The sequence below is a fragment of the Paenibacillus sp. P36 genome, from assembly GCF_045866505.1.
Lineage (GTDB): Bacteria > Bacillota > Bacilli > Paenibacillales > NBRC-103111 > Paenibacillus_E > Paenibacillus_E chondroitinus.
Genome location: NZ_AP038372.1, coordinates 5,328,213 through 5,345,313, shown reverse-complemented (window position 1 = coordinate 5,345,313; position 17,101 = coordinate 5,328,213). Strand labels below are relative to the sequence as shown.

Below are 17,101 nucleotides of genomic sequence, written 5' to 3'. Positions count from 1 at the left end.
TTCGTGTATTCAATTGTAATGATTTGAAATACAGTTTTGACGATTGGATGCCTACCGTGTACAATCAAAGAATAGTCGTTTTATTTGGTATGAAGAGGGGACACTAGTCGCATATGCAAATGGAAACTTTTCATTGGAAAAAGAGTCAGAAGCTAGCTGAAGATTATATTCAACAGTCAGCAGAAGCTGCACCATTATTTCCATATTATTTTGGAAATCAAGAAGATTGGCAATCTCGCGTTAAGTGGCTGGATGAAGGGCATTCCGCACGGAAGGCTGATCGCGGACGCTTGGTGGAAGTGCTGAAAACATACAACGAGCGAATTGGTAATACCGGGGCTGCCCTGGATCAAATTACCGCGCTAGCGAGCCAAGAGGCACTTGCCATTGTTGGAGGACAGCAAGCAGGGCTGTTTGGCGGTTCGCTGCTTGTTTTGTACAAAGCCATCACGATTATTCAACTCGCTCGTGAGTGGAGCTCCAAATTAAATCGTCCAGTCGTACCTGTTTTTTGGATCGCTGGCGAAGACCATGATTTTGATGAAGTAAATCATATGTACGTCCTGTCCAATACGCAGCAGATTGACAAAATGAAGGTGGATCACCCAACAGGGCACCGCACGTCAGTCAGCAAGCTTCCGCTGGAGCCTGAAGCATGGAAGGACGCTCTGGCGGCCTTGGATCAGTCCTTGATGGATACAGAGTTCAAAGCTTCCTTGATGGCGAAATTAGAAAGCACGACGGAAGGCAGCGCTACGTTATCCGATGCTTTTGCCCGTTGGATGGCTGTTCTGTTTGGCGAATACGGACTTGTTCTGATTGATTCCGATGAACCTGCGCTTCGTGCGATAGAAACGGAAATGTTCGAGCAGTTTGTTTTGCAAAATGAAGCCTTCGCTGCATCTCTCATGAAGAGTCAAGACGAAGTGCAGCGGGCAGGTTACAGCAGTCAAGCGGAAATTGCAGAGGATGCGGCTAATCTTTTCGTTTACGCTGGAGGGCACCGTTTGCTGCTGCATCGAGAAGGTGAATATTTTACAGATAAGAAAAAGGAATATCGCTTCACGAAAGAGCAGCTGCATGATCTGGCAGTAACAAGCCCCGAGCAGTTGAGCAACAACGTCATGTCCAGACCGCTTATGCAGGAGTTTCTGTTCCCTGTGTTGGCCAGCGTGTTAGGGGCCGGTGAAATTGCGTACTGGGCGCTCACGAAGCAGGGGTTTGAGCAGTTCGGTATGAAAATGCCGATTGTTGTGCCGCGCTTGGAGTTTACCTTAATTGAAGGCACCGTTCAGAAGCAGATGCACAAATATGATTTTACATTTGAGGATGTTCTGCATCGTTTTGAGCAAAAGAAACAGAATTGGCTGGATGCGCAAGATACAATGCGGCTAGGCGAGCGTTTCGATAAGGTGAAAACTGAGTTTGAGACCAGCTATGCGCCTCTTGTTGAATCACTGGCCCAAATTAATCCAGGCATTAAAAAGCTCGGAGATACGAACTTGACGAAGATTTTGGAACAGATCGAATTCCTGCAAAATAAAGCTTCGGATGCGTACAAAACACAGTTTGATGCGACGTTAAGACAGTTAGAGCGCATTCGACTAACCATAATACCGTTAGCAAAGCCGCAAGAAAGAGTGTATAATGGGTGTGTTTATATGAATCGATATGGGAATGATTGGCTGCGTGCGCTTGTCGAGACGCCGATTCCTGTGGACGGTTTGCACCGTGTTTATTATTTGTAGGAGGAAATAGATATGACAACTGTTGAAAAAAGTATTGTTACGGATATGGCGTTGGCACCTGAAGGCCATTTGAAAATTGATTGGGTTCAGGCGCATATGCCTGTTTTGAACCGAATTCGTGAGCAATTTGAAAAAGAGCAGCCTTTTAAAGGGTTAAAAGTAACCATCTCCTTGCACTTGGAAGCCAAAACAGCTTACTTGGCTAAAGTGGTAAAAGCAGGCGGAGCGGATGTTACGATTACAGGCAGTAATCCACTTTCTACACAGGATGACGTTTGTGCTGCGCTTGTCGAGGACGGTATTACGGTATTCGCGAAATACAACCCTAGCCCGGAAGAATACAAGGAATTGTTGATTAAGGCGCTTGAAACGAAGCCTGACCTGATCATTGACGACGGAGGGGATCTGGTATCCATTCTTCACTCCGAACGTAAAGATCTCGCTGCTCAAGTTCGCGGCGGTGCGGAGGAAACAACAACCGGTATTCTTCGTTTGAAAGCGATGGAAAAAGAAGGGAAACTGGAATTCCCGATGGTTGCTGTGAATGATGCCTTCTGTAAATACTTGTTTGACAACCGCTATGGCACAGGCCAATCCGTTTGGGACGGTATTAACCGTACAACGAACTTGGTTGTTGCGGGTAAAACAGTTGTTGTTGTCGGCTACGGCTGGTGCGGTAAAGGTGTGGCGATGCGGGCTAAAGGACTTGGCGCTAATGTGATCGTAACAGAGATTGACGCTATCAAAGGCGTTGAGGCTTACATGGACGGTTTTGCGGTAATGCCGATGATTGAAGCGGCGAAATTAGGTGATTTCTTCGTGACGGTAACGGGCAACAAGGATGTTATCCGCGGCGAACACTATAAAGTGATGAAGGATGGCGCTATTCTTTCGAATGCAGGCCATTTCGACGTAGAAGTCAACAAACCTGAGCTTGAAGCACAATCGGTTTCCAAACGTACGGTTCGTCGCAACATTGAAGAATATCAACTGACTGATGGCCGTAAAATCTATGTATTGGCTGAAGGTCGCCTTGTGAACCTTGCGGCAGGTGACGGACACCCGGCTGAAATCATGGATATGACGTTTGCGCTGCAAGCGATGTCTCTCAAATATGTGAATGACGAGTATAATAAATTAGGGAAAACAGTTGTTAACGTGCCTTATGTACTGGATGAGCAAGTGGCCAGATTCAAATTGGAGTCGTTAGGCACTAGCATTGATTCTTTAAGTGATGAGCAAAAGCTGTACCTTGACAGTTGGGCAGAACATTAAAAGAACTAGAGAACCTTTCGGACCGCTTTTCAGTGGTCTGAGAGGTTTTTTTATTTGTAAAAATTTTGCAACATTTTTTGTTCGTTGCCCGTTTATAGGGTGTATAACCTATATTTGGTAGCGAGGGGATGGCAAGATGGGGGTCAAAAAGTGGGGTCAAAAGGTTTCATTGCTGCTTGCTGTGTGTATGCTGATAGGCAGTCTAGTTGCTGGATGCAGCTCTTCCAAAAATGATGCCGGATCATTTTCAGAGCAAAAAATGAGTTCAAACAGTGGGGCAATGGCGAAAGAAGCACCGCGCGCTGAAAGTCAAAATGCCGCGGCTCCTGCCGTTCAGGTACATACGACGAGTGATCTCAAAGCGGCAGAGTCAGGGACGGCTCAAACGCCGGCCGATGGCAAAGATGCGACGATGACTGTCATGCCGGCATTGGGCAGCGATGAAGCGGCGGGATTTAATCGTAAGCTGATTTACCGGGCTAATTTGGTTATGCCCGTTGATGACTACGGGAAGGCTCAAACAGCGATTAGAGACCTTGTGACTTTGAGCGGAGCTTACATCCTGCAGTTTTCGGAGAACGCCAATACAGGAGAGAGAGGCGGCACGTATACCATCAAAGTAGCGGCCAATGGCTTTGTTTCTTTGTTGGATGGCCTGGAGAAGATTAGTCCGTCTCTGCAAAGGAATGTGCAAGGGCAGGATGTAACGGAAGAATACGTTGATCTCAGCTCGCGTTTGAAAGCCAAACAGCTGGTTGAAACGAGATTGCTCGGATTTATGGAAAAAGCTTCAAAGACGGATGACTTGCTGGCCTTCTCGAATGAGCTCTCGAAAGTGCAAGAGGCAATCGAACAGATCAAGGGTCGAATGAGGTATTTGGATCAAAATGTTGCTTATTCCACGATTGAAATTCGGATGTATCAACAAACGGATAAGAAGCCGTTCCTTTCGGATCCAAGCAAACTTAGCTTAAACGAGCGGATCGAGAAAGCATGGAACTCTAGCCTAAATGTACTAGTAGCTGTGCTGCAAGGGATCCTTGTTTTCCTGGCGGCTGCGTTCCCAATCCTCGTAATTGCACTGTTGATCGGTATTCCGATTTGGGTATACAGGCGCAAAAGAAACAAGCAATTGGCTGCGATGCGAAATCAGCTCAAAGAGCAAAATGCTTCTTTAAACTCACTTGAAGATGAGAAACAAGGAACAATAGACGCAGAATAGACCCAAAAATGAAAATTTTTTCACAAATCCTGCTCAAAAAGCAGGATTTGTTGCGTTATTGGCGAATTAACATTAAAAAGTGGTGAAAAGTGGTACGAAGTGGAGGGAAAGGGGGACGCCATGCTATGTTCATGGGGGAATATCAACATAGCATAGACGAAAAAGGCCGAATGATCATCCCGGCCAAGTTTCGTGAAGCCCTTGGCGAATCCTTCGTTATCACTCGCGGTCTAGATCAGTGTTTGTTCGTGTACCCTCGCTCCGAGTGGACCATTCTCGAACAAAAACTGAAGGCATTGCCGCTGATGAAATCAGATGCACGTGCATTCACCCGCTTTTTCTTCTCGGGCGCAACCGAATGCGACCTTGATAAACAAGGTCGGGCGAATATTCCTGGCAATCTCGTCGATCACGCCAAGCTTGAAAAAGATTGCGTCGTTATCGGTGTTTCCAATCGAGTAGAGATTTGGAGTAAGCAAATTTGGGAAAGCTATGCCAATGAATCGGAACAGTCGTTCAATGAAATAGCGGAGAAACTCGTCGACTTTAATTTTGATTTATAGATGCTTGAAATTTAGGAGGACACCAAGTTGTTTCATCATGTGACGGTACTAAAAGAAGAATCAGTTGAAGGTTTACATATAAAGCCTGATGGCGTATACGTGGATTGTACGATGGGAGGTGCGGGGCATAGTTCCCTCATAGCTTCTAAATTAGGTCCTAATGGGTTACTGATTGCCCTTGACCAGGACGATGTTGCTCTGGCTAATGCTCAAACCGTACTAGCTCCATACCTGGATCGCGTGAAAATCGTGAAAAGCAACTTCAGAGACTTGGAGCAGGTGCTCATGAATGAGCCAAGAGCACTACGGGATGGAAAACCGCAGGTTGATGGGATTCTCTTCGATCTTGGCGTATCGTCCCCGCAGTTGGATGATGGAGAGAGAGGCTTCTCCTATCATCAAGATGCAGAGCTTGATATGAGAATGGATCGTACGACGGAATTAACCGCCAAAACGATCGTCAATGAATGGGCTCCTGAGCGAATTGCGAAGATTTTGTTTGAATACGGGGAAGAGAAATTTTCACGGCGCATTGCAGGCGTCATAGCCGAAGCTCGGACCAAAGGGCCGATTGAAACCACAGGTGAGCTTGTTGAGCTGATTAAGGAAGGAATTCCTGCAGCCGCAAGAAGAACAGGCGGCCACCCGGCTAAGCGAAGTTTTCAAGCGCTGCGCATTGCGGTAAACGATGAGTTGGGCGCTTTTGAAGAAGCGTTGGAGCAATCTGTGAGATGTTTGGCTCCGGAGGGCAGAGTAGCGGTTATCACGTTCCATTCTTTGGAGGATCGCATCTGCAAGCAATTTTTCGTCAAAAATGTGGAGAAATGTACGTGCCCGCCGGCGTTTCCGATGTGTGTTTGCGATAAATCCGGTGACCTTAAATTAGTAACACGCAAACCGATCATACCTAGTGAGAATGAACTTGAGGTGAACCAAAGAGCAAGATCAGCCAAATTACGTATTGCCGAAAAGCTTTGACACAAAAGGAGGAAGTTGATATGCCATCTTACATCCAGGGAAATTTAGCTCTTGACCGGAAACGGACTGTTCCAGCAGCTAAGGTTAAGATTAAAGAGACAACGAAAGTTGTTTACCGCAATAAATCGCTGCCGACCCAAGAAAAAATGCTGTATCTGTTCACGGTTCTCCTCTGTGTCCTTGTTGCAGGTGTGATCATTTGGCGATACGCGTCCATCTATCAAATGAATGCAAGCATATTGAAAATGCAAGGAGAAATTCGCGAGATTCAAGCTCAGAACAGCGCTTTGAAGCAGGAAGTAGAGAAACTGCAAAGTCCTGATCGTCTCAAAGAGGAAGCTGTCCGCCTCGGTTTTAATTTAGATGATGACAAAAAGGTAAGTTTAGTGACTCCGGCCAAACCGAAAACTAGCACGAGCAGCAGTAAAAATACTAAAGCTGCTTCTAAACCGTAACGGGCAGGTATCGATATGACAAAAAAAATTAAGCTGCGTTCTTTACTCATTGGAGGGTTTTTCACCCTTCTTTTTGTTGTCCTTATTGCTAAAGTCTATTGGATTCAAGTAGTAGATGCCTCTTGGTTGCTAGAACAAGCGGAAGAAAAATGGGAGACGGACAAAATTATCGCGCCTGTTCGTGGGACCATTCTGGATCGAAATAATAAAGTGCTCGCTGAAGAAGGAACCGCCTACACCGTTACGCTGAATCCCAAAATGATTGATAGTCTGCGTGCGGCGGATGATATCGCCAGAGGGTTGGCGGATATTTTGAAAGAATCCGATGTGACCAAAGCAACGCTTGAAAACAAGATCCGCGAGCTGGCCACGAGGAAGAAGCCGGACGGCAGCGATTTCGCGGTCAATGTCGAAATTCGCAATGAAGGCTGGAAAATTGACAAGGAGAAAGCGGATCAAGTTCGTGACTTCATTACAACCATGCAAACGCGATTGAATAAATCGGCGAAAACGAACATCGGAATCGGGATCATTGAAGAAAAGAAACGATATTATCCAGGGGAAACGCTAGCTGCGCATATTCTTGGATATACGAACAAAGAAGGTAAAGCTTCACTTGGCTTAGAGTTGAAGCTGGACGACACGCTGAAAGGCGTTCCTGGCATGCTGAGCTATGAAAAAGACGGCAAAGGCGTAGAGTTGCCGGATGCCAAAGTTGATTTTAAACCGGCGGAAGACGGCAACAATGTGCGGCTCACCATTGACAAGAACATTCAGTTCTATTTGGAAAGCGCTTTGGCCAAAGTAAATGATAAATGGCATCCCAAAAGCTTGACGGCTATTGCGGTCGATCCGCAAACGATGGAAATTTTGGGTATGGCGAATACACCGACCTTTAATCCGAATACGTACTGGAATATAAAAGATCAAAGTGATTTTAAAAATAATGCAGTAGCATCCCGATATGAGCCTGGCTCGACATTCAAGATTGTCACTTTAGCTGGTACGGTCGAAGAGGGGTTGTTCAATCCCAATGAAATGTACCAGTCAGGTATGATTCGTGTGCAGGATAGAGAGCTGCATGACCACAACCGTGTGGGTTGGGGCAAAATTTCGTATCTGGATGGTCTTAAGCGGTCTAGTAACGTAGCTTTCGTCAAATTAGGAATCGAGAAGCTCACGCAATCTAAGCTCAAGAGTTATATTGAAAAATTTGGATTCAATGAAAAAACGAACATCGATATGCCAAATGAAGTTAAAGGACTTATCGATATGCAGTATCCATCTGAATATGCGACAGCAACGTACGGACAAGGGAAAGTCGTTGTTACGGCCATTCAGCAAACGGCCGCTTATGCAGCAATGGCGAACGGTGGTAAATTAATGTGGCCGCACATTGTGAAGGACATCTTGGACCCCAAAACAGGGAAACCCATTCAATCCTTCGCGCCGCAAGTCGTGCGTCAAGTCGTGAGCGAGAAGACGGCAGCTACGGTCAGCGGCTACTTGGAACAAGTCGTCTCCGATCAAGATATCGGAACAGGGAAGTTGGCCTACATGGAAGGGTACCGCGTAGCCGGCAAAACAGGTACGGCAAACTTGGTACTTCCTGGAGAAAAAACGTACTCAACCAATACCTGGGTTATCTCTTTTATTGGTTATGCACCCGTTGAAGATCCGAAAATCCTCGTCACGCTGATCGCAGATCAACCTGATCTTGGCGGCAATTACCATTTGGGCGGACAAGTTTTAGCGCCTGCTTTTAAAGATATTGTTGGGGAATCCCTGCAATATATGGGGGTTAAATCAAGCAAGCAAACACAAATGGTTGCCAAAGAAGCGAACAAATTAAAAGTGCCTAATTTCATGGAAATGACATCGGCCAATGCGAAAGCAGCGGCGAAGGAGAGTAATTTACCATTGGAAGTTTTCGGCAAGGGAGATCAAGTTGTCGATCAATTCCCCAAACCGGGAACTGAAATCTTATCCACGCAACGAATATATGTGGCCATGCAGAACGTTAGTGAAATGCCCCTGCCAAACCTAGTGGGTCGATCCTTGCGCGATGCTGTAGAAGCTTGCTCCTTCTTCAAAGTGGACTGCCAAACTTCTGGCGAGGGTTATGTCTCGGAGCAAACGAGTGCAGGTGAGGGGGAAGGGCGCAGTGCAACACTGACGCTGAAACCATTAAGCGATAAACCGGCGGTAGCAAGTACAAAGTAGCCTGAAAGTAGCAGGCTTGTTCTAACCCCTGTTTGTCCCGAATAGTCATGTTAGGAATGAGACTGACTTATTTGGGAAGGGAGATTGAACGTTCATGCGTGCTTCTAACGTTACTGTTCGCCGCAGATTGTTTACTGCGCTCATCATTGGCACGATTATTTTCACTGCACTTATTCTCCGCTTGGCTTACGTCCAGCTATGGATTGGACAAGACTTGGCGAATAAAGCGGAGGATAGCTGGAGGAGACAGATTGAGTTTGCGCCGAAACGAGGAGAGATTCAGGATCGCAACGGGATCACTTTGACTTATAGCATGAGCACGCCGACGATCGTGGCGATACCGGTTCAAATTCAAGATCCTCAGAGTACGGCAGCCAAACTGGCGGAAGTGCTTCAAGGAAATGCGGATGATATCTATAAGCAAATTACGAAAAAAACGTCCCAAGTCGACATCAAGCCGTCCGGTCGGAAAATAACGATTGAGAAAGCGCAGGAAGTCCGCAATCTGCACCTTCCCGGGGTAGTAGTCGCCGAAGATAATAAACGATACTACCCATTTGGCAGCTTGGCAGCACACATCCTGGGCTTTGCAGGCATAGATAAAGGCCTTACAGGGATTGAAGCAAAATACGATAAGGAATTGACGGGAATCCCCGGCAACATTTCGTATATGACAGATGCAGCAGGCAGGCCTCTGGCAGGGACGACGGATAAGTATACAAGCCCGAAAGACGGGCTCAACGTAAAACTGACCATCGATAATCATTTGCAGTCCGTGATGGAAAGAGAATTGGACCAAGCCATGGTTCAATATCAAGCGCAAAATGTCGTCGCCATTATGATGGATCCGAATAATGGTGAAATATTGGCTATGGGCAGCAGACCGACCTATGAGCCGGGCAATTATAAGAATTTTCCAGCAGAAACGTATAACAGGAACTTGCCGATTTGGAAAACATACGAGCCAGGTTCGACGTTTAAAATCATCACGCTTGCAGCAGCTTTGGAAGAAAAGAAAGTGGATCTCAAGAATGAACCTTTCTATGATCCTGGTTTTATTGAAGTTGGAGGAGCTAGACTGCGCTGTTGGAAACGTGGCGGCCATGGCAGTGAAACGATGCTCCAAGTTGTTCAAAACTCTTGCAACCCGGGCTTTGTCGTCATGGGGCAGCGGCTGGGCAAAGAGAAGTTGTTTGACTATATTTCCAAATTTGGCTTTGGGAAAAAGACAGGTATCGACCTCGGCGGTGAAGAGAACGGGATTATGTTCAAACCTTCCCAGGTAGGGCCCGTGGAACTTGCAACGACCGCTTTCGGTCAAGGGGTTTCCGTAACGCCGATTCAACAAATTACGGCTGTTTCTGCAGCAATCAATGGCGGGAAGCTATTTAAGCCTTATGTGGCCAAATCGTTCTCAAACCCGGACACAGGTGAAGTCGTCGATGTCGTAGAGCCGGAGCTTGTACGCAATGTCATTTCCGAGGGAACCTCGAAACAGGTTCGAGAAGCGCTCGAAAGCGTAGTAGCGCTAGGTACAGGGCGCAATGCTTTTATCGATGGCTACCGGGTCGGAGGGAAAACAGGAACCGCGCAAAAAGTTATCAACGGCCGCTATTCACCCGATGAGCATATCGTGTCCTTTATCGGTTTTGCCCCGGCGGATAACCCGAAAATTGTGATTTATGCGGCGGTGGATGACCCCAAAGGCATTCAATTTGGCGGCTTGATCGCAGCACCTTTAGTTAAGAACATGATGGCTGACGCTTTGCGCTATATGAAAGTTGAGCCGAATAAGCAGCAGCTCGATAAAGAGTACCGATATGGGGAAACACCGGTTGTTGAGGTGCCGGACTTGGTTGGAGCGTCAGTTGATGATATATTAGAAGATCTGAACATGAATTTTAAGCTGGCGAAGTCCGGCAATGGCAAATATGTGATCAGCCAAGCGCCGAAAGCAGGCACAAGGGTCGATCAAGGTTCAACGATTCGTATTTTTTTATCGAACAATGAGCCGCCACAATAGGAAGTTAGGTTCCGATTCAAAAAAAGATTTGCAAGTAAGACATGTTTAGCTTTTCCATATGCATAAAATTGTCCATAATAGATAGGAAAAATGTTAAGGAGAGGGTTGCTCATGAAACTGCAGGAGCTTGCTTCCGCACTGCTCATTACCCACATACATGGAAATGCGAATACGGAGATTACGGGGATTGAAGCAGACTCTCGTAAAATTAAACCAGGCGATATATTTTTGTGCATCCCAGGACTGACGGTTGACGGCCATGATTACGCCCCAAAAGCGATTGCGCTTGGGGCTTCTGCGCTTGTTACCGAAAGAGTGCTGGATTTGCCGGTTCCACAGCTGGTGGTGAAAGATGCCAGATACGCGATGGCCGCACTGTCTGCTCACTTCTACGGATATCCGAGTAAGGAATTAAAGTTAATCGGAATTACAGGAACCAACGGCAAAACAACATCGACCTACTTGCTGGAAAAAATATTGCGCGATCAAGGCTTTACCACGGGTCTGATGGGCACGATTCAAATGAAAATCGGTGATACGTACACCGAGATGGAGCGGACAACGCAAGAGTCCGTTGATCTGCAGCGCAGTTTCCGCAGCATGTGTGAGGCAGGAACCGATTACTGCATTATGGAAGTTTCAAGCCATGCTTTGGAGATGGGCCGAGTGAAGGGGATTCACTTCCGATCAGGCATTTTTACGAACTTGTCCCAGGATCATTTGGATTACCACAAAACCATGGAAGCTTATGCAGCGGCAAAAGGGCTTTTGTTCTCCAGGTTGGGCAACGGTTTCTCAGGCAATCCCCAAGATCGTCAGTATGCGATCTTAAATGCGGATGATGCGGCATCAGAAACGTTCAACAGACTTACTGCCGCACAAGTGATTACATACGGGATAGAGCAGCCATGTGATGTTCGTGCGACTGACATTCGGATTACCGCAAAAGGCACAGCTTTCCAATTAGTCTCTTTTGCCGGAGAAGCGTTTTTCGAAATGAAATTGGTTGGCAAATTTAATGTATATAATGCCCTAGGGTCAATCGCAGCCGCATTGGCGGAAGGCATTCCGTTAGAGACGATTCGGAACAGCTTGGAAAGTATTGCTGTCGTAGATGGACGGATGGAGGTCGTGGATGAGGGCCAGGATTACTTGGTTCTGGTTGACTACGCCCATACGCCGGATGGACTTGAGAATGCACTTTCTACGGTCCGTGAATTTGCCGAGGGCAAAATCATTACCGTATTTGGTTGTGGAGGAGATCGCGACAGAACGAAGCGACCGATGATGGGGAAGGTAACAGCTGCCTATAGCGATTATTTATATGTGACTTCCGACAATCCTCGCACCGAGAATCCGGATGCGATCCTTCAAGACATTGTTCCTGGTCTGAAGGAGGTCAATTATCCCGAAAATAATTATGAATTGATTCCAGATCGAAAAAAAGCGATACAAAAGGCTATTGATGGGGCAGGCCCCAAAGATGTAATATTGATAGCGGGAAAAGGCCACGAAACGTATCAGGACATCATGGGGGTCAAGCATGATTTCGATGATCGTTTGGTGGCTAAGGCTGCGATAAAGGGGAGAAAGCGATGATCCAGCGTACATTAGAACAAATTGCAGACATGTTGGGGAGTGAGGTTCGAGGGACTGAAGCTGCCGTGAGCGTTGCGGGCGTCTCGACTGATACCCGCTCGATCCCGGCCGGCAGTCTATTCGTCCCGCTGATTGGAGAAAAGTTTGACGGGCACGCCTATGCAGAGGAAGCTTATCATAAAGGAGCGGCGGCTGTATTATGGCAGGAGGATCGCGGAGAGGCACCTGCAGGTGTTCCTTATATCCCCGTGACAGATACGCTGGCAGCTTTACAGCAATTAGCCAAGGCTTATCGGAAGCAACTGCCTGTACGTATCATAGGCATAACTGGCAGTAACGGTAAAACAACAACGAAAGATTTGGTCGCAGCGGTTTTGGGCAATACGTATAAGGTGCATAAAACCAAAGGGAATTTAAATAATCATATCGGATTGCCGGTTACGCTCTTGCAGCTGGAGGAAACGACAGAGTTTGCCGTTGTTGAAATGGGGATGAGTGGACGGGGCGAGATCGAGCTGCTAAGCGATTTGGCCGAGCCGGATGCATCGATCATCACGATGATCGGCGAGTCCCACATGCTTCAGCTGGGTTCGAGAGAAGAAATTGCCCGGGCGAAAGTGGAGATCGTAAGCGGCATGCCAAGCGGCAGCCTGCTAGTGTACAACGGTGACGAGCCGCTCATTGAGATGGCTCTTGCAGAGCGCAGCTTGCCGGAGGGGCTTCACCGTCTCCGCTTCGGACATGGCCAGGACAATGCGAAATACCCGACCGCGATTCGTATGGATGCGGACGGTGCGCACTTTCAAGTCAATTCACCGGATTACGCGGAATTGTACATTCCTTTGCTCGGCACGCATAACGTCATCAACGCGTTAGCGGCCATCGCCATCGGCGAAGCCTTCGGCGTTCAGCCGGAAGCCATTGCAGCGGGGCTCCGCTCGCTGGAGATGACAAGCATGCGCATCGAGAAGCTGACGGCAGCCTCAGGGCTGACCGTGCTCAACGATGCGTATAATGCCAGCCCGGCCTCCATGCGGGCGGCCATTACATTGACCGAGACGCTGGGCGGCTTCGGTCGGAAGTTCCTCGTGCTCGGCGACATGCTGGAGCTTGGCGAGCACGAAGAGCAGTTCCATCGCGAAATTGGCGCGATGGTATCGCCGGAACGTGTAGACTACGTCTTCACGTTCGGCCGTTTGGGCCGCTTCATCGCAGAGGAAGCGGCGGCGCGCCTCTCGAAGGACCGAGTGCGCGCCTTCGAGGACAAAGAGCTGCTCGCGAGCGAGCTAGCCGCTTTGGCACAGCCGGAGGATATTGTGCTTGTGAAGGGCTCGCGCGGTATGCGGCTTGAGCAAGTCGTGAACGCTTTACTCACCTAATAGGAACAGAATGAACTTATGATGAAACAGTAGATCGTTTTCGGATAACGGAAACGAGCAGGGGGAACCAACGTGGAAAACGCAATTTTATTAACGATGGGCGTCGCATTTGTGCTTGCGCTTATTATGGGGCCGCTTTGTATTCCGATTTTGCGGCGTATGAAGTTTGGCCAACAAATCCGTGAGGATGGCCCACAGGGACATTTGAAAAAACAAGGAACACCAACGATGGGCGGCATCATCATTCTGATTGCCCTGGCTTTGGCAAGCCTTCGTTTTGCTGATAAAAATACCGATCTTCTCATCTTGCTGATTGCTTCACTAGGCTACGGCCTCGTAGGTTTTCTGGATGATTACATCAAAATTATTTTCAAGCGCTCTCTTGGCCTTACAGCGAAACAAAAACTGTTCGGTCAGCTGCTGATCTCGGCTATTGTTTGTTACCTGCTGGTAAGGGAAGGACATAGCACGGAATTATATATTCCTTTTGTGGAGTTCCATTTCAATCCGGGTTGGTTGTACTTCCCACTGATGGCGATTCTCATGTTAGGCGCGTCGAACGCGGTGAATTTCACCGATGGGTTGGATGGTTTGCTGGCAGGGACAAGTGCAATTGCATTTGGTGCGTACACGGTGATTGCGATGAACAACACACAGCCGGAAGCGGCGATTTTCTCAGCGGCAATGGTCGGTGCTGTGCTTGGTTTTCTCGTCTTCAATGCGCATCCGGCGAAAGTGTTTATGGGAGATACAGGTTCGCTTGGCATCGGCGGCGGCTTAGTGGCTGTTGCAATTTTGACTAAAGCGGAGCTGCTGCTGGCGGTTGTAGGCGGCGTGTTCCTGATCGAAATTTTATCTGTCGTAATTCAAGTTGTTTCCTTCAAGACCAGGGGCAAGCGTGTTTTCAAAATGAGTCCGATTCATCATCACTTTGAACTGGTCGGATGGTCGGAATGGCGTGTCGTTATCACATTCTGGGTCGTAGGTCTTGTACTTGCTGCACTCGGATTATATATGAATGAGGTGTTGTAGAACATGATGCATCCGCGGGAATATCGTGGACTTGAAGTGGTTGTTTTGGGCTTGGCTCGCAGCGGTGTCGCTGCGGCTAAGCTTTTTCATCAACAAGGTGCCCTGGTCACCGTTAATGACAAAAAAGAGCGGAGCGCATGCCCTGAAGCCGACGAATTGGAGGCTCTGGGTATTTCTGTTGTATGCGGGTTTCATCCGGAGTCCTTGGTCCATGAGGGTGTTGCGCTCGTTGTGAAAAACCCGGGCATCCCGTACTCGGTTGAGCCGATCCGCAAAGCATTGGAGCTTGGCATTGAAGTCGTTACGGAAGTAGAAGTCGCCTATCAGTTCTGTGAAGCGCCGATTATCGGGATTACAGGTTCTAACGGGAAAACAACAACGACAACATTGATTGGATTAATGCTGGATTCAGCAGGCTTGTCGCCTGTCGTGGCGGGGAATATCGGGCGTGCTCTTACGGAAGCAGCGCCTGAGGTTACAGCCGACAATTGGATGGTTGTAGAGCTAAGCTCCTTTCAACTCAAAGGGACAACTTCGTTCCGTCCGAAAATTGCGCTGTTCTTAAATTTGTACGAAACTCATCTGGATTACCATGGTTCGATGGATGACTATATTGCCTCAAAAGCAAAGCTGTTTGCCAATCAAACAGAGGAAGATACGGCTATATTAAATTGGGACCATCCGGTATGCCAATCGCTTATTCCTACGCTAAAAGCGAAGCTTTTCCCATTCTCCAGAAAAGAAGTATTGTCTTACGGTGTTTATTATGACCAGTCATCGGATAATCTTGTTTATGCGAATGGCCAGGGTGAAATTGTGCCGATTATGCCGGCACGGGAAATGGGAATGCCGGGCAGCTTTAACATTGAGAACGCTTTGGCGGCAGCGGCAGCGGCTCTCACAGCAGGTGTGGAGCCGCACACGATCGCAGATGTGCTTAAAAGCTTCAAAGGCGTAGAACACCGTCTGGAGTTTGTGAGAGAACTGAAGGGTATCACCTTCTACAATAACTCGAAAGCAACAAACGCTGTGGCAACGATAAGCTCGATTGAAGCCTTCGACCAGAAGCTAGTGTTAATTGCAGGAGGCTTGGATCGAGGCTCTGATTACATGGAGCTGCTGCCTACATTCCGTGAACGAGTGAAAGGGATTGTCACGCTGGGACAAACAAAAGAGAAAATTAAACATATTGCCGAGCTGGCAGGGATTAGCTGTATTCAAACCGTCGATACTGCTAAGGATGCAGCGGATGCAATTTCGCAAGCCGTTCAGCTTGCTTGGCAGATGTGTGAAGAGGGAGATATCGTCCTTCTTTCGCCGGCTTGTGCAAGTTGGGATATGTTCCCCTCCTTTGAGGACAGGGGACGCATGTTTAAGGAGTCCGTGCATAACCTTTAAATAGGGCTTATCCACATGTGTTTGCTGGCAGGCGACGGTCGTCTTCTGCTCGGCTATCCATCCTTTGGATGTGGCCCAGAACACATAAAGAGGTGTCTGTTATGGGTAAATCACGGTCTGCTCCTGATATTTGGATTATTATTCCAACCTTGCTGCTTTTGACAATTGGCATTATTATGGTTTACAGTGCGAGCAGTGTACTGGCCTTTCGTGAATTCGGCGATTCCCTGTACTACCTGAAACGGCAGTTGATTTTTGCTGTTTTAGGGATCATTGCGATGTTTTTTACGATGAATGTCGATTATCTCGTTTGGAAAAAGGTAGCGCGCATTACACTGATCGTATGTTTCTTCATGCTGATTATTGTGCTGATTCCCGGCATCGGGGTTGTGCGCGGCGGAGCCAGGAGCTGGCTCGGGATTGGCGCCTTCGGTATTCAACCGTCGGAGTTTATGAAGATGGGGATGATTCTGTATTTATCCAAATTGTTATCGGAGCAGCAATCCAAAATTACCCAATTTACCAAAGGGTTATTGCCTCCGCTAGGGATTATGGGGCTTGCATTCGGGTTGATTATGCTGCAGCCTGACCTTGGAACCGGCGCTGTTCTGGTCGGAGCTTCACTGCTTATTATTTTTATCTCAGGCGCACGATTGCTTCATCTTTCATATCTGGGTATGATAGGGGTTGCCGGTTTTATTGGACTCATCATTGCTGCTCCGTACCGCTTGAAGCGGATTACTGCTTTTTTAGATCCTTGGCAGGACCCGCTTGGTGCAGGCTATCAATCTATTCAATCTCTCTATGCAATTGGTCCAGGCGGCTTGGTAGGGTTAGGACTTGGTATGAGCCGTCAGAAATACAGTTATTTGCCTGAGCCGCAAACCGATTTTATTTTCTCCATCATTGCAGAAGAACTTGGTTTTATTGGCGGCACTTTAGTGCTTCTATTATTTACCATCTTAGTATGGCGTGGTATGCGGGCGGCTATTACAGCTCCGGATACATTTGCAAGTTTAATTGCTGTTGGCATTATCGGCATGATTGCTGTTCAGGTAATTATTAATATCGGTGTCGTCATTGGGATGTTTCCAGTTACCGGTATTACATTGCCATTCATAAGTGCAGGTGGTTCGTCGTTGACGCTTATGCTGACATCCGTCGGCATCCTGCTCAATATATCCCGTTATTCGAGGTGACAAAGGA

The 17,101-nt window shown here is 47.6% G+C and carries 13 protein-coding genes; all 13 read left to right on the top strand.

Annotation, left to right across the window (positions count from 1 at the left end; all coding sequences use genetic code 11):
- Positions 1-113: 113 nt before the first annotated feature.
- The 13 genes from bshC to spoVE all read left to right on the top strand — a co-directional run bounded on the left by bshC (position 114) and on the right by spoVE (position 17,094).
- On the top strand, positions 114-1,748 hold the full coding sequence (gene bshC / locus ACKTT9_RS24140) for a bacillithiol biosynthesis cysteine-adding enzyme BshC (RefSeq protein WP_407867910.1): 1,635 nt from the start codon (positions 114-116) through the stop codon (positions 1,746-1,748).
- Positions 1,749-1,760: 12 nt separating this feature from the next.
- Positions 1,761-3,023, top strand: a complete 1,263-nt coding sequence (locus ACKTT9_RS24135; RefSeq protein ID WP_407867909.1) for an adenosylhomocysteinase — start codon at positions 1,761-1,763, stop codon at positions 3,021-3,023.
- A gap of 136 nt (positions 3,024-3,159) precedes the next feature.
- A complete protein-coding gene (locus ACKTT9_RS24130) occupies positions 3,160-4,245 on the top strand; it encodes a DUF4349 domain-containing protein (protein WP_407867908.1) in 1,086 nt (361 codons plus the stop codon).
- A gap of 125 nt (positions 4,246-4,370) precedes the next feature.
- Positions 4,371-4,808 (top strand): division/cell wall cluster transcriptional repressor MraZ, encoded by a 438-nt coding sequence (gene mraZ, locus ACKTT9_RS24125; RefSeq protein WP_157321586.1) that lies wholly within the window; start codon positions 4,371-4,373, stop codon positions 4,806-4,808.
- Positions 4,809-4,835: 27 nt separating this feature from the next.
- Positions 4,836-5,786: a 16S rRNA (cytosine(1402)-N(4))-methyltransferase RsmH gene (gene rsmH / locus ACKTT9_RS24120; RefSeq protein ID WP_407867907.1), complete on the top strand. Its 951-nt coding sequence runs from the start codon at positions 4,836-4,838 to the stop codon at positions 5,784-5,786.
- A 20-nt stretch (positions 5,787-5,806) separates the two neighbouring features.
- On the top strand, positions 5,807-6,241 hold the full coding sequence (gene ftsL, locus ACKTT9_RS24115; protein ID WP_407867906.1) for a cell division protein FtsL: 435 nt from the start codon (positions 5,807-5,809) through the stop codon (positions 6,239-6,241).
- A gap of 15 nt (positions 6,242-6,256) precedes the next feature.
- Positions 6,257-8,464, top strand: coding sequence for a penicillin-binding transpeptidase domain-containing protein (locus ACKTT9_RS24110; RefSeq protein ID WP_407867905.1), 2,208 nt, complete (start codon positions 6,257-6,259; stop codon positions 8,462-8,464).
- Between the two features lie 94 nt (positions 8,465-8,558).
- Complete coding sequence (locus ACKTT9_RS24105) at positions 8,559-10,487, top strand: stage V sporulation protein D (protein WP_127451966.1); 1,929 nt, start codon at positions 8,559-8,561, stop codon at positions 10,485-10,487.
- Positions 10,488-10,598: 111 nt separating this feature from the next.
- Positions 10,599-12,086 (top strand): UDP-N-acetylmuramoyl-L-alanyl-D-glutamate--2,6-diaminopimelate ligase, encoded by a 1,488-nt coding sequence (locus ACKTT9_RS24100; protein ID WP_407867904.1) that lies wholly within the window; start codon positions 10,599-10,601, stop codon positions 12,084-12,086.
- Entirely contained in the window at positions 12,083-13,465 is a 1,383-nt protein-coding gene (gene murF / locus ACKTT9_RS24095; protein WP_407867903.1) for a UDP-N-acetylmuramoyl-tripeptide--D-alanyl-D-alanine ligase, read from the top strand. Before ACKTT9_RS24100 ends, murF begins: the two co-directional genes overlap by 4 nt.
- A 96-nt stretch (positions 13,466-13,561) precedes the next feature.
- Positions 13,562-14,497: a phospho-N-acetylmuramoyl-pentapeptide-transferase gene (gene mraY, locus ACKTT9_RS24090; RefSeq protein WP_407873104.1), complete on the top strand. Its 936-nt coding sequence runs from the start codon at positions 13,562-13,564 to the stop codon at positions 14,495-14,497.
- 3 nt (positions 14,498-14,500) lie between these two features.
- Positions 14,501-15,895, top strand: a complete 1,395-nt coding sequence (murD, locus tag ACKTT9_RS24085) for a UDP-N-acetylmuramoyl-L-alanine--D-glutamate ligase (RefSeq protein ID WP_407867902.1) — start codon at positions 14,501-14,503, stop codon at positions 15,893-15,895.
- A gap of 101 nt (positions 15,896-15,996) precedes the next feature.
- Complete coding sequence (gene spoVE / locus ACKTT9_RS24080; protein ID WP_315951389.1) at positions 15,997-17,094, top strand: stage V sporulation protein E; 1,098 nt, start codon at positions 15,997-15,999, stop codon at positions 17,092-17,094.
- The last annotated feature ends 7 nt before the right edge of the window (positions 17,095-17,101 follow it).

Bases quoted from the DNA above. Each gene is read 5' to 3' on its own strand.
- mraY (WP_407873104.1), top strand. From the start codon at position 13,562: ATGGGCGTCGCATTTGTGCTTGCGCTTATTATGGGGCCGCTTTGTATT.
- ACKTT9_RS24100 (WP_407867904.1), top strand. From the start codon at position 10,599: ATGAAACTGCAGGAGCTTGCTTCCGCACTGCTCATTACCCACATACAT.
- ACKTT9_RS24135 (WP_407867909.1), top strand. From the start codon at position 1,761: ATGACAACTGTTGAAAAAAGTATTGTTACGGATATGGCGTTGGCACCT.
- ACKTT9_RS24130 (WP_407867908.1), top strand. From the start codon at position 3,160: ATGGGGGTCAAAAAGTGGGGTCAAAAGGTTTCATTGCTGCTTGCTGTG.
- spoVE (WP_315951389.1), top strand. From the start codon at position 15,997: ATGGGTAAATCACGGTCTGCTCCTGATATTTGGATTATTATTCCAACC.
- murF (WP_407867903.1), top strand. From the start codon at position 12,083: ATGATCCAGCGTACATTAGAACAAATTGCAGACATGTTGGGGAGTGAG.
- bshC (WP_407867910.1), top strand. From the start codon at position 114: ATGCAAATGGAAACTTTTCATTGGAAAAAGAGTCAGAAGCTAGCTGAA.
- ACKTT9_RS24105 (WP_127451966.1), top strand. From the start codon at position 8,559: ATGCGTGCTTCTAACGTTACTGTTCGCCGCAGATTGTTTACTGCGCTC.
- ACKTT9_RS24110 (WP_407867905.1), top strand. From the start codon at position 6,257: ATGACAAAAAAAATTAAGCTGCGTTCTTTACTCATTGGAGGGTTTTTC.
- ftsL (WP_407867906.1), top strand. From the start codon at position 5,807: ATGCCATCTTACATCCAGGGAAATTTAGCTCTTGACCGGAAACGGACT.
- murD (WP_407867902.1), top strand. From the start codon at position 14,501: ATGATGCATCCGCGGGAATATCGTGGACTTGAAGTGGTTGTTTTGGGC.
- mraZ (WP_157321586.1), top strand. From the start codon at position 4,371: ATGTTCATGGGGGAATATCAACATAGCATAGACGAAAAAGGCCGAATG.